The organism is Pseudomonas sp. D(2018) (genome assembly GCF_005502555.1).
Lineage (GTDB): Bacteria > Pseudomonadota > Gammaproteobacteria > Pseudomonadales > Pseudomonadaceae > Metapseudomonas > Metapseudomonas resinovorans.
Genome location: NZ_SCOK01000002.1, coordinates 41,785 through 53,521, shown reverse-complemented (window position 1 = coordinate 53,521; position 11,737 = coordinate 41,785). Strand labels below are relative to the sequence as shown.

Sequence of the window (11,737 nt, the reverse complement as noted above, 5' to 3'; positions counted from 1 at the left end):
AAATCCCCGCGCCCCGCATGAAGCCCGCTGCTAAGGTGAGCGAGATCACTCACCGTCGAGAACCGTCATGGGCCTCTATGATCGCTACGTCCTGCCACGCCTGATCGACTTCGCCTGCGGAATGGGGCACGTCATGAAGACCCGTTCCCTGGTGGTGCCTTGTGCCGAAGGGCACGTACTGGAGATCGGCATCGGTACCGGCCTGAACCTCGCCTTCTACGACCCGACCCGGGTCAGCCGGGTGACCGGCGTAGACCCTGCCGCACAGATGCAGGCCCTGGCACGTCGACGTGCAGAGGCCATTGCCATCCCGGTGGAGACCATCGCCCTGGAACTCGGAGAGATCCAGGCCGCCGACGCCAGCTTCGACAGCATCGTCTGCACCTTCACCCTCTGCACGATTCCCGATGCCCTGGCCGCCCTGGGCGAAATGCGCCGCGTGCTCAAACCCGGCGGGCGCCTGCACTTCGCCGAACACGGGCTGGCGCCGGATCTTTCCGTGGTTCGCTGGCAGCACCGGCTCACCCCGCTGTGGAAGCCGTTGGCTGGCGGCTGTCACCTCGACCGCGACATTCCGCGCCTGATCGAAGCCGGCGGTTTCAAGATCGGCGAACTGCACAGCAGCTACCTGCCGGGCCCGCGCCCCATGACATTCGTCCATCGCGGATGGGCGGATTGACCACTGCCCCAGCGTTCAGGTTAGCCTTGCCCCCTTGCTAGCGAATGCGAACCCCAGCCATGCGTACCCTCACCACCCTGCTCGGCAACAGCCAGAAACTCGACGGCGGCGCCATGTTCGGCAATGCCCCTCGCGCGCTCTGGGAGCGCTGGATGACCCCGGACGCCGAGCACCGCATCGACCTCGGCTGTCGCGCCCTGCTGGTCCAGGACAACGGCCGCAACATCCTGGTCGAAACCGGCATCGGCGCCTTCTTCTCCCCTGAACTGAAGCAACGCTTCGGCGTCCAGGAAGCGCGCCATGTGCTGCTCGACAGCCTGGCCGAGGTGGGTCTCACCGACGCTGACATCGACGTCGTCCTGCTCACCCACCTGCACTTCGACCACGCCGGCGGCCTGCTCGCCCCCTGGGAAGACGGCCAGCCCGCGCGCCTGCTATTCCCCAAGGCGCGCTTCGTTACGGGCCGACGTCAGTGGGATCGGGCCTGCAAGCCTCACGCCCGTGACCGCGCCTCCTACATTCCGGAATTGCTCGAGCTGCTGGAAAGCAGCGGTCGCCTGGAGCTGATCGAGGAAGGTGGCAGCAGCGACACCCTCGGTTCCGGCTGGCGCTTCCACTGGAGCGACGGCCACACGCCCGGTCAGCTTCTGCCGGAAGTGGATATGCCCGACGGCCCGGTGCTGTTCAGCGGCGACCTGATTCCCGGCGCGCCCTGGGTACACCTGCCCATCACCATGGGCTACGACCGCTTCCCCGAAGGTCTGATCGAAGAGAAGGAAGCCCTGCTGGCCGACCTGCTCACACGCAACGGCCGGTTGGTCTTCACCCACGACCCAGCCATCGCCATGGGCCGCGTGGTGCGTGATGCCAAGGGCCGCTACAGCCTGGCCGACAGCCTCGCCGAGGTTCGCGGGCTGGCCGCATGAAGCGACATGCAGGCGCGGTTGACGCCGGGCCAGCCGTCGACAAGGATTCGGCCTTTAGCCAGAGGGATCGCCCATGAGTCTTGAATCGGTCCGCGCCTTCTTCGCTGGAAAGGCGCCGGAAATCGACATCATCGAACTGCAGACCAGCACCGCCACCGTGGCCCTGGCGGCCGAAGCCCATGGTGTCGAGCCCGGCCGAATCGCCAAGACCCTGGCTTTCCGAGTCGGAGAAGACGCCGTGCTGGTGGTCGCCCGCGGCGACGCGCGCATCGATAACCGCAAGTTCAAGGAAACCTTCGGCGCCAAGGCCAAGATGCTCGACGCTGAAACGGTAGAAGCGCTTACCAGCCACCCGGTTGGCGGCGTCTGCCCGTTCGGCCTCGCCACCCCGCTGCCGGTCTACTGCGACCGTTCCCTGCAGGCCTTCGATGAAGTGGTGCCGGCGGCTGGCGCGGTGCACAGCGCGGTACGTATCGCCCCGGCGTACATGGCCGAACTGGTGGAAGCCCAATGGGTGGATGTCTGCCAGGAGCCGGGCTGAATCACGAGCGGCAACCGCTCTTGTGGGGGCGAATTCATTCGCCAAGGGATGCGCAGCATCCCCCTGCAAACCCAAGGGCCGAGCCTACGGCCCGGTTGGCGAATGAATTGGCCCCCACAGGTTTACGGCTCAATACCCACCAGTAACGCCCAGCGTCACGCCCAGCTCCGCCGCCACCGAGAAGGGCAGCAGCAGCGTGTCCAGCAAGGCGCTGGCGGGCAGGTCGAGGGCGGGATACTTCGGCGGCAAGGCGCCGAAGCGGTCCATCGGGCAGCAACCGCCATGGAGCGAATACCAGTCCAGGCGGGTGCCCGAATAAATGATCGGCGCCCCCGGTTTGGCCGCGTTTAGGGTGCCGACGCTGGCACAGCCCTGCAACAGCGCCAATGCCAGCAAGGTCGAAGCGAGGCGCCTAGTCATCGACGCCCTGATGGTGCTCACCCCAGCGCGGCAGCATGTCCTGCGGGATATCCAGCAGATTGAGAATGCGTGCCACCACGAAGTCCACCAGGTCATCGATGGTCTGCGGCTGGTGATAGAAGCCCGGCGAGGCCGGCACGATCACCGCACCGAGATTGGACAGCTTGAGCATGTTCTCCAGATGGATGCTGGAGTACGGCGCCTCGCGCGGTACCAGAATCAACTGGCGACGCTCCTTCAGGGTCACATCGGCCGCGCGTTCGATCAGGTTGTTGCAGGCGCCGGTGGCGATGGCCGACAGCGTACCGGTGGAGCACGGCACCACCACCATGGCGGCGGGCGCACCGGAGCCGGAGGCCACCGGGGACATCCAGTCTTCCTTGCCGTAACAACGGATCTGCCCCGGCCCCGCGCCGGTGTATTCGCTGAGGAAGGCCTGCATGGCCTGGGGCTTGGCCGGCAGGGTGACGTCAGTCTCGGTGGCCATCACCAGCTGCGCCGCCTTGGAAATCAGGAAGTGCACCTCGCGGTCTTCCTGGATCAGGCAGTCCAGCAGGCGCAGGCCGTACTGGGCGCCGGAAGCGCCAGTCATCGCCAGGGTGATGCGGGAGGGTCCGGTCATCGCCAGTTCCTTAATCTTCCAGGGCCTTGGCCAGCTTGCCATGCAGGCCGCCGAAACCGCCGTTGCTCATGATCACCACCTGGGTGCCCGGGCGCGCCAGCACCTTGATCTCGGCAATGATGCTCTCCAGCGAGGTGCAGACCTGCGCCGGCACCGGGCAGGCCATGGCGGTAGCCGCCAGGTCCCAGCCGAGGTTCGGCGGCGCGTACCAGAACACCTGGTCAGCCAACTTCACCGACTCCGGCAGGCCGTCGCGGTGCGCGCCGAGCTTCATGGAGTTGGAACGCGGTTCGATCACCGCAATCACCGGAGCGTCGCCGACGCGCTTACGCAGGCCATCGAGGGTGGTGGCGATGGCGGTGGGGTGGTGCGCGAAGTCGTCATAAAGGGTCACGCCTTTCACCTCGGCGACCTTCTCCATGCGCCGCTTGACGCTCTTGAAGGCACTCAGCGCAGCCACGCCCAGTTCTGGAACCACGCCGACATGACGAGCAGCGGCCAGGGTAGCCAGGGCATTGGCGACGTTGTGCTGGCCGGTCAGCTCCCAATCCACGGTGCCGGCCACCTGGCCTTCGAACAGTACCTCGAAGCGCGAGCCGTCCTCGGCCAGCAGACGGGCCTGCCACTGGCCGCCTTCGCCGGTGGTTTGCACCGGGGTCCAGCAGCCCATGTCCAGCACGCGCTTGAGGGCGATTTCGGAAGTGGGATGGATGATCAGGCCCTCGCCAGGAATGGTCCGCACCAGATGGTGGAACTGCCGCTCGATGGCAGCGAGGTCGGGGAAGATGTCCGCGTGATCGAACTCCAGATTGTTCAGGATTGCGGTACGTGGGCGGTAATGGACGAATTTGGAGCGTTTGTCGAAGAAGGCGCTGTCGTATTCGTCAGCTTCGACCACGAAGAACGGCGTGCCGCCCAGGCGCGCGGAAATGCCGAAGTTCTGTGGCACACCACCGATCAGGAAGCCCGGGCTCATACCGGCATGCTCCAGCACCCAGGCCAGCATGCTGCTGGTGGTGGTCTTGCCATGGGTGCCCGCCGCAGCCAGTACCCAGCGCCCTTGCAGCACGTGGTCAGCCAGCCACTGCGGGCCGGAAACGTAGGGTAGCCCCTTGTTCAGCACGTGCTCCACGGCGGGGTTGCCACGGGACAGCGCGTTGCCGACCACCACCAGGTCCGGAGCCGGTTCCAGATGCGCAGGTTCGTACCCCTGCATCAGCTCGATCCCCTGGGCCTCCAACTGGGTGCTCATGGGCGGGTAGACGTTGGCGTCGGAGCCAGTGACACGGTGGCCAAGTTCCTTGGCCAGCACCGCCAGCGAACCCATGAAGGTGCCGCAGATGCCGAGGATGTGGATATGCATGGATGACCTCTGGAAACGGGCTTGCGGAGCCCGAAAAAAACTTGTCGCAGGTTAGCACAGGGGCTTGGCGGACCTCACGGCCGCAACGGCTCGCCGTTGGACCTCGGCCCAAGGAAAAAGATCGAAGTCGTCACATCGGACGTGCCCCTGCGCGACAGCCTGACAAACAGCGCTTGCCAAGCTCCCGACATTGGCAATAGGCTGAACTGGTCTGACCGGTAATACCACAACAACAAATATTGCATTCGCCCCACGCGCCCTTCCCTCTTCGGGCCCCGCGGATGCGCCGAACGGAGACCCCCGCAATGCTACTCAAGCTCTGCTCCCGCTCGATATTCCTGCAAGTCGTGGTTGGCCTGGTAATCGGCGTGCTCTGCGGCGTCGCGCTACCGGAATTCTCCGTCCATCTCAAACCCCTGGGCGACGGCTTCATCAAGCTGATCAAGATGCTCATCGCGCTGATCGTGTTCTGCGTGGTGGTCAACGGCATTTCCGGTGCCGGCGACCTGAAGAAGGTCGGGCGCATCGGCCTGAAATCGGTGATCTACTTCGAAGTGCTGACCACCATCGCCCTGGTCCTTGGCCTGGCGGTCGCCTACGGCCTGGGCCTGGGCGCCGGCGCCAACATCGACCTGTCCAGCCTGCATGGCGCCGACGCGGCGGTCTACGGTTCGGCCACCAAGCAACTGCACGGCCCGGTGGACTTCATCCTCGGCCTGATCCCCTCCTCGGTGTTCGGCGCCTTCGCCGAGAACAACATCCTCCAGGTACTGCTGTTCGCGGTGCTCTTCGGCAGCGCCCTGAACCTGGTGGGCGAGCAGGCCAGCGGCGTGTCCCGGCTGATCGGCGAAGTCAGCCACGTGATCTTCCGCATCATGGGCATGATCGTGCGCCTGGCGCCCCTCGGCGTGTTCGGTGCGGTGGCCTTCACCACCAGCCGCTACGGTCTCGAATCCCTGAGCCACCTCGGCGCCCTGGTGGCGGTCTTCTACCTGACCTGCGCGCTCTTCGTGCTGGTGGTGCTGGGCGGCGTGCTGCGCCTGTGCGGTGTGCCGCTGATCCCGTTCATCCGCTACTTCCGCGAAGAACTGCTGATCGTCCTCGGCACCGCCTCCTCCGACGCCGTGCTGCCGCAAGTGATGCGCAAGCTGGAGCGCCTGGGCATCCGCAGCTCCACCGTGGGCCTGGTGATTCCCACCGGCTATTCCTTCAACCTCGATGGCTTCTCCATCTACCTGACCCTGGCCGTGGTGTTCATCGCCCACGCCACCGGCACGCCGCTGTCGGCCGGCGACCTGCTGACCATCCTGCTGGTGTCCCTGGTGACCTCCAAGGGCGCCCACGGCATCCCGGGCTCGGCCCTGGTGATACTCGCCGCGACCCTCACCGCGGTGCCGGCCATTCCCGCCGCCGGCCTGGTGCTGGTACTTTCGGTCGACTGGTTCATGGGCATCGGCCGGGCCCTGACCAACCTCATCGGCAACTGCGTCGCCACCGTCACCATCGCCCGCTGGGAGAGCGACATCGACATCCAGCGCGCCCAGGCGGTACTCGCGGGCGACAACGCCGACGACAAGCAGGACGGCTCCCTGCAACTGCGCACGCAACTGGCGCGGCCAGGCAAGACGGATGCCTGAGGGCGGCCGGTGCCCCGTCCGGGGCGCCGACCCGTCACAGGACCTCAATCACTAGGGAGGCTCAATGTTCTCGTCATCCAAGCGAGTCAATTCCATCGTGCAGAAGCTGCTCGAACCCATCGAGCAGGGCTTGTGGGCGGCCGGCCAGATGCTGCCGGGGCAACGCGAACTGGCCGAGCAGCTGGAAATCAGCCGGCCGAGCCTGCGCGAGGCCATCACCGTGCTGGAAACCCTCGGCGTGGTCCGCTCCCTGCCCGGCAAGGGCGTGATGGTGCTGGAGCGCCGCGGCCAGTCGCTGGACGAGGTGCGGATTCCCGTCGCCGCCAGCGCCACGGCCGAAGATGTGCTGCAACTGCGCTACGCCCTGGAGCCCTTCATCGTCGGCCTGGTGGCGCAGACGGTGGACGACAACGCCCTGAGCCAGCTGCGCCTGCTGGTACTGGACATGCGCGAGGCGGTGGAGGATCGCAACCCCACGGCGGTGGCCAGTGCCTATTCGGCCTTCCATCGCAAGCTGGTGGCCATCACCTCCAATCCGATCTTCCTCAGCGTTTCCCAGCAGATCGCTGGCGCCCTGGAGCAAAGCGAAGGCCCGGCACTGCGCGACCCGGAACACGCCGAGCAGATCCTCGAAGAACACGAAACCATCCTGCGCGCCATCCGCCGCCACGACAGCGAACTGGCCAGCCGGGCCATGCGCCAGCACATCCTCAACGAAGGCGTGCGGCTGAACCTGGACCTGCGCCTGCCCGAGGCCTGAAAGGGCGACAACGAGACCACTGCATGGGGGCACCGCCCCCCTGGAGACATCACGCGATGCAAGTCGGGAGCCCCCCCAACCCGGCCAGCGGCGAAGCCCAAGGGCAGCCGCGCGCCGCCGGCCACCTGGTCTACGAAGCGCTCTACAGCGCGATCCTCGAACGCCGCCTGGCGCCCGCCACGCGGCTGAGCAAGGAAACCCTCGGGCGCATCTTCCGCGTCAGCACCGGCACCGTGCAACGGGCCCTCACCCGGCTGGCGGACGAGGGCGCGGTGGAACTGGCGCCGAACCAGGTCGCGGCCATCGCCCGCCCCTGCGAACGCAACGCCCGGGAACTGCTGGAAGCGCGGCTGATGATCGAGTCCCAGGTGATCCGCCTGATCGGCGACCGCCTGGATGCACAGCACCTGGCGGAGCTGCGAGCGATGGTCGAGCGACAACGCCACTGCCTGGCGGTGGGCGACCACGCCGGCCTGCTCGGCCAGGCCAACCGCTTCCACCTGCGCCTCGCGGAACACGCCGGCAACCCTTGGCTGCAGAGCTTCCTGGCCAAGCTGCTGCCGCGCGCCGCGCTGAACATCGCCCTGAGCCGGGGCCGCGCCTACACCGAGGCCTCCTGCGATGAACACCAGGCGCTGCTGGACGCCCTGGAAGCGCGCGACCCGGAGCTGGCCGGCGAACTGCTGAGCCGCCACCTGCACGGGCTGTTCGCCAGGCTGCGCTTCACGCCCCCGCCCACCGAGGACCTGCGGGCCGCCTTCCAGGGCCGGCTGCGCTAGGCCCGACCTCCAAGGGAACCGGTTATGGAGAAGCTATCGCGCAGTGTCGTCCCGCAGGGCTAGAACGACGTTACCCGACGAGGCTGCGGACTTCCTGAAACTGTCCTGATGTCAGCCGACCGGCAAAACCGTCACTGTAGAGGGTCCACACCTGGTCGACACGGCGCTCCACCGGCACGACGTAATCCGACGAGGACGCCCGGTCACGCAGAGCGGCTATCTCCGGAAACCCGTCTACATGAGGACCACCCAGCGCGGCGCGTAGCAAGCCGGTTTCAAGGTTGCACAGTCCCAGTACCGCGAAGAAGGTCGCCGGATGCTCTAACGCATAAATCTGACACAATGCGTTGAGCGCAGCCTTGGAAACACCGTAGCAGAGCGTGCCTGCGCGCAGCCGGACCCCTGCTATGGAAGCAGAGACCAGGCACTGGTCTACCTGGTACGAAGTCAGCAGGCGATCCAGCACGACCTTGTTGGCGAGCAGGTTGACGTTAAGGACGTATTCGAGTTCATTCAGCGGCATCGAAGTCGCCGGCCGGGGCGAAGGCCCGAAGAGTCCTGCATTGAGCACGACTAGGTCGAAGCCGGTGCAGTTGTGCGAACGCAGGAACTCGTTCAGCAGGGAATCGACGTCCTCGATGCGGCTCAAGTCGATTCGGCACCAATGAAAGCGTTTCTCCCGCAGTAGCTGTTCAGGGCGGCCGCGCGAACAACCGAAGACCCGAAATCCCTCGGCCAGAAGCCGAGAGGCCATCGCCTTACCGAACCCCCGACTGACGCCAGTAACGAAAGCGGTTTTCATATCAGAACTTCCCACTTCCGTAGCCGCCGTCGATGGGCATGACCATGCCCGTTACATAGCTCGCCTGGTCGGAGAGCAGCCAGAGCACCGCATTGGCCACTTCGTCGGCAGTGCCAAAACGCTTCATGGCAGTGACATCGATCTTGCGCTGGGTGTTCTCGGGCGAAGCTTTCAGTCGCTCCTCATTGTTCATTCCGCCGAGAATCGGTCCGGGGGCAATGGCGTTCACCCGGATGCTGCCACCGCTTCCAGTTCTCGCGTACTCCAGGGCGGCGACCTGGCTCATGGCATTGATAGCGTGCTTGCTGGCGACGTAGGCAACCTGTCCACCAATGGGCACCACGCCCGCACAGGACGAGGTATTGACGATGGCGCCCACGCCATCCTGAGCCGCCATCATCCTCAGCTCCTGACGAAGGCTATGGTAGGTGCCGTTGAGGTTGATGCCGATTACCCTGGCCCAATCATCAGGGCAGGAGTCAGCGATAGCCCCGTAGCGAGCAGTGACCCCGGCGTTATTAAAGGCACAGTCCAGTCGCCCAAAGTCTTTCCGGACAATCCCAAACGCCCTTTCCACCCGACCTGCATCAGCCACATCGCACTCGATGAAGCGACAGGCAGATCCCAATTGGTCGGCAAGCAGGAATCCCTTGCCCGGATCGCGGCCCAGCACAATCAGCTGCGCTCCGCACTCGACCAGACGCTCGCTAACGCGGGCGCCGATCCCGCTGGTTCCGCCGGTCACCAGACATACTTTTCCTGTGAAGTCGTACATATTCCGTTCCTTGTTCAGACCTGGGGTCGTAAGTATTTCGGGTTCACGCAGCAGTAAACCCTGTCCATGCGGGGGTCGCTTTTGTCACCAAAGCACTTGCCATCCCAGCGGCAGCGAAAGACATCCGAGGAGCGCCCCGCCAGTTCCTTTCGGATCAGATCGTTGTCGGCGAACAATGCGCGCGACATCCCGACCCAGTCGCAGATTCCACGTGCCAGCAAGCTCTCCGCCTTGTCCAGACCGTCAATGAAGCCTGCATAACCTACGGGCACCTTGGATTGCGACTTGATGTGACGCACACCTTCCTGAAGGTATCGGTCCATTTCTTCCGAGTAGCCAAGGAATCGCCCGAACGTAGCGCCCACGCACATGGAGCACTCCAGCGCCGCTACCCCCGCCTGGTTCAAGGCCTGAACCGTTTCGCCCAATCGGCTGAAGTGCAACCCCTCGTCCCCCAGGCAATCATCGATACCCAGCCGGACCGTTACGATCAGTTGATCGTCAGTGCGCTGGCGAATGGCGTCGACTACGTCCAGCAGAAGACGGGCACGATTAGCCTCGCTGCCGCCGTAACTATCGGTGCGACGGTTGGTATGGGGCGACAAGAAGCTGCCGAGCAGGTAACCGTTGGACGCCTGCAACTGGACCAGCCGGGAGCCGCTGTCTCGGGCCAGACAAGCAGAGTTCGCGAAGTCATCGATCACCCCGGCAATATCGCTCTCGTCCATGATCCGCACGCGGTAGTCGGAATCCAGCCTAGAAACCCGAGGGCAAGGAACTCCGCTTGGCGTCAGAACCGGACTACCGGTCAGGCACGTGGTGCCTTGTCCACCGTAGTGCTGCAACTGCACCCCTACGGGAGTCCCCATTTCCTCGGCCCACGCCAGGAAGGGCCTCAGAGCCTCCGCCTGCCGCGCCTCGAACAAACCTAGCCCCGCCTCTTGCAGGCGGGAATGGGGCGATACCGTAGCGTTGCTGAGGAACGCCAGGGCACAGCCCCCCTCGATGATCCCCCTATAGAACTCGAACATCGCAGGCGTGAAGCAGCCACCACGATCTGCAAGGTCGACGCCCATAGGGGCGAAGAAGATGCGGTGGCGCAGCTGCAGAGTCCCGGCAAGCTCCAGTGGCTGGAGCACATGCTGATAGCGCAAGTTCACACTTCGGGCCTGGTATCGCTGGCGTGCTGTGCAGCCACAGCGGCGAGTCCTGCCGTGGAGCCAAACGGCGTCTCCACCAGTGTTTCGAAGTGGGAGAAATAGGCAAACTGCTTGAGCACTTCGCGCCACTGGAATCGCGTGCGTAAATCCAGGTCCGCCAAGCGAATGCGCAGTAGCCCACAGCCTTCCCCATCGACGGTCCGGATTGCCGCCACTGGCAAGGCCATCAATCCGAACTGTTCGAGATGCAAGTACAACTGGCCCGGTGCGGACTCCGAGATGAATCCGAGGGAGTCGGCACCTTCACAGCGCACCTCGATCTGCTCCAGCGAGAGCAGTTCGAGATTGGCGCGCAGATGCCGTCCGCAGTCGAAGCGCACAAGGGCTTCGTGACCAATCCCCTTCAGTGCACGGAACCAGTGGGTGGGGTCGATGCTGATGTTGCGCATGCGCTTGAACACCGGCATGCGGATGACCTCGCCGCGCAGTCGGATGTCGGCCACCAGTTCACCGGCCTGGAAGAAGCGCGCGCGCTTGTCGACCTTGCGCTCACGACTCCGGGGCTTTTCATCGTAGTCGCAGACCAGCACGCTCACCGGGTACGACGACTCGGTATAGCGCGGAAAGCCCGACACCAGGTCAACGATGGAAATGGACACTTCCCCGCGGGCGTAGCCACTGTGCTCGTAGAACTGGGCATACATCGCCTGGCGCGCTACCTCGATCAGCATCAGACCGGGGACGTGCTCGTGGTGCTTGCGATAGAAGAAGTAATTCTGCAGATCGTTGAAGAAAGTGAAGTACTGCATACCCTGCTGCGGGCATCCCTCGAGCCGCTTCAGCGCTTCATGGACGCGCCGCCGCTCGGGAATACCCAGCGGCTCTCCGACGCCTGGCAAACGAGCCAGTTTCTCTTCGGTGCTCTCCAGAACCCACGTACCCGTCAGACGCAGTCTGTCGCCCTCCAGCGTGAAGTTCTCCCGCAGCTCCTCCAGACAACCAGCAAGCCCGCAGCACTCCAACTCGCCCAGCCCGATAGACTCCGGCAACGAACGCAAGACATAGCGCTCGCCCTCCAGACGGTAGGCGAGCTGAATATCGTCCCGATTGGCAGTGTCCAGCGTGGACTGTTCGAGCAACCCGGGAGGCAACCATGCCGGTAGCAGATGCCGTGCGTCATAGATCAGGACGTCATCGTCGTGGCTCTTGTGTACGAGGTTTTTGTCGACCTTCCGTTCCATTTCAATCATGAGATTTTCCCTTTCCTCGTTAT

13 protein-coding genes are annotated in these 11,737 nt (G+C 64.6%); 6 read left to right on the top strand and 7 right to left on the bottom strand.

The window, feature by feature from the left end; all coding sequences use genetic code 11:
• The first annotated feature begins 67 nt into the window (after positions 1 to 67).
• The 3 genes from FFS60_RS01915 to FFS60_RS01905 all read left to right on the top strand — a co-directional run bounded on the left by FFS60_RS01915 (position 68) and on the right by FFS60_RS01905 (position 2,146).
• Positions 68 to 679: a class I SAM-dependent methyltransferase gene (locus tag FFS60_RS01915; RefSeq protein WP_137820976.1), complete on the top strand. Its 612-nt coding sequence runs from the start codon at positions 68 to 70 to the stop codon at positions 677 to 679.
• 59 nt (positions 680 to 738) lie between these two features.
• Positions 739 to 1,605, top strand: a complete 867-nt coding sequence (locus FFS60_RS01910) for an MBL fold metallo-hydrolase (RefSeq protein ID WP_137820975.1) — start codon at positions 739 to 741, stop codon at positions 1,603 to 1,605.
• A gap of 73 nt (positions 1,606 to 1,678) precedes the next feature.
• A complete protein-coding gene (locus tag FFS60_RS01905) occupies positions 1,679 to 2,146 on the top strand; it encodes a YbaK/EbsC family protein (protein WP_137820974.1) in 468 nt (155 codons plus the stop codon).
• 129 nt (positions 2,147 to 2,275) lie between these two features.
• Here FFS60_RS01905 and FFS60_RS01900 read toward each other — a convergent pair whose 3' ends face one another.
• The 3 genes from FFS60_RS01900 to mpl are packed head-to-tail and all read right to left on the bottom strand — an operon-like array spanning position 2,276 to position 4,551.
• Entirely contained in the window at positions 2,276 to 2,566 is a 291-nt protein-coding gene (locus FFS60_RS01900) for a YceK/YidQ family lipoprotein (RefSeq protein ID WP_028631388.1), read from the bottom strand.
• Entirely contained in the window at positions 2,559 to 3,188 is a 630-nt protein-coding gene (gene ubiX, locus FFS60_RS01895) for a flavin prenyltransferase UbiX (RefSeq protein ID WP_028631387.1), read from the bottom strand. The genes FFS60_RS01900 and ubiX overlap by 8 nt, the downstream gene beginning before the upstream one ends.
• 10 nt (positions 3,189 to 3,198) lie before the next feature.
• The gene (mpl, locus tag FFS60_RS01890) at positions 3,199 to 4,551 is read right to left on the bottom strand and encodes a UDP-N-acetylmuramate:L-alanyl-gamma-D-glutamyl-meso-diaminopimelate ligase (RefSeq protein WP_028631386.1); all 1,353 of its coding nucleotides are present in this window, start codon (positions 4,549 to 4,551) and stop codon (positions 3,199 to 3,201) included.
• Between the two features lie 281 nt (positions 4,552 to 4,832).
• Here mpl and FFS60_RS01885 point away from each other — a divergent pair, with 281 nt between their 5' ends.
• From FFS60_RS01885 to FFS60_RS01875, 3 genes are all read left to right on the top strand, one after another.
• Positions 4,833 to 6,188: a C4-dicarboxylate transporter DctA gene (locus FFS60_RS01885; RefSeq protein WP_256658023.1), complete on the top strand. Its 1,356-nt coding sequence runs from the start codon at positions 4,833 to 4,835 to the stop codon at positions 6,186 to 6,188.
• A 64-nt stretch (positions 6,189 to 6,252) separates the two neighbouring features.
• Positions 6,253 to 6,948, top strand: coding sequence for a FadR/GntR family transcriptional regulator (locus tag FFS60_RS01880; RefSeq protein WP_016490713.1), 696 nt, complete (start codon positions 6,253 to 6,255; stop codon positions 6,946 to 6,948).
• A 56-nt stretch (positions 6,949 to 7,004) separates the two neighbouring features.
• Entirely contained in the window at positions 7,005 to 7,727 is a 723-nt protein-coding gene (locus FFS60_RS01875) for a GntR family transcriptional regulator (protein ID WP_137820972.1), read from the top strand.
• Positions 7,728 to 7,797: 70 nt separating this feature from the next.
• Here FFS60_RS01875 and FFS60_RS01870 read toward each other — a convergent pair whose 3' ends face one another.
• The 4 genes from FFS60_RS01870 to FFS60_RS01855 are packed head-to-tail and all read right to left on the bottom strand — an operon-like array spanning position 7,798 to position 11,714.
• Positions 7,798 to 8,529 carry an SDR family NAD(P)-dependent oxidoreductase gene (locus FFS60_RS01870; RefSeq protein ID WP_137820971.1) on the bottom strand — a complete coding sequence of 244 codons (732 nt, stop codon included), beginning with the start codon at positions 8,527 to 8,529 and terminating at the stop codon, positions 7,798 to 7,800.
• Between the two features lies 1 nt (position 8,530).
• Positions 8,531 to 9,304 carry an SDR family NAD(P)-dependent oxidoreductase gene (locus FFS60_RS01865; RefSeq protein ID WP_137820970.1) on the bottom strand — a complete coding sequence of 258 codons (774 nt, stop codon included), beginning with the start codon at positions 9,302 to 9,304 and terminating at the stop codon, positions 8,531 to 8,533.
• Positions 9,305 to 9,318: 14 nt separating this feature from the next.
• Positions 9,319 to 10,464, bottom strand: a complete 1,146-nt coding sequence (locus FFS60_RS01860; protein ID WP_137820969.1) for an NADH:flavin oxidoreductase — start codon at positions 10,462 to 10,464, stop codon at positions 9,319 to 9,321.
• Entirely contained in the window at positions 10,461 to 11,714 is a 1,254-nt protein-coding gene (locus FFS60_RS01855; RefSeq protein WP_137820968.1) for an AfsA-related hotdog domain-containing protein, read from the bottom strand. The genes FFS60_RS01860 and FFS60_RS01855 overlap by 4 nt, the downstream gene beginning before the upstream one ends.
• Positions 11,715 to 11,737: the final 23 nt, after the last annotated feature.